The 439-nt window shown below is 67.1% G+C and carries 1 pseudogene; it reads right to left on the reverse strand.

Annotated elements, in window-relative coordinates:
• Positions 1-162 precede the first annotated feature (162 nt).
• A pseudogene (locus tag AB4Z27_RS29625) lies at positions 163-439 on the reverse strand (hypothetical protein); the annotation flags it as partial.

A 439-nucleotide genomic window follows, 5' to 3' on the forward strand; every position in this document is an offset into this window, starting at 1 on the left:
TGGCAACTCCGCCGGCAACGCCGGTGTGTGGATGGCCTGATGGATCATGATAGAAGGTCGTCCGATAAAGGGGAGACGAAGTTTGTGGCCGCAGCGGGATGGCATGCGCCTACCCTCTCCCCCGCCCCTCTCCCGGAGGGAGAGGGGAGAAAGAGAGGCATTTCAAATGCTGAATGTGGTCTCCCCTCGCCCGCTTGCGGGAGAGGGGTCGGGGGRGAAGGTGGGCGCGTCAAACACCACGTGCGTCGGCTCTGCCTTCCGCATCACGCGGTCGAGCACCGCCGCCTCCAGTTCCGCAAACGCCGCCGCGCCGCGTTGGCGGGGCCGGGGCAGGTCCACGCGCTGGTCCAGCGCGATGCGGCCGTCCTCGATCAGCACCACGCGGTCGGCCAGCGCAATCGCCTCGGACACATCGTGCGTAACCAGCAGTGCCGTGAAG

This window comes from Cupriavidus sp. KB_39 (assembly GCF_052114485.1).
Classification (GTDB): Bacteria; Pseudomonadota; Gammaproteobacteria; order Burkholderiales; family Burkholderiaceae; genus Cupriavidus.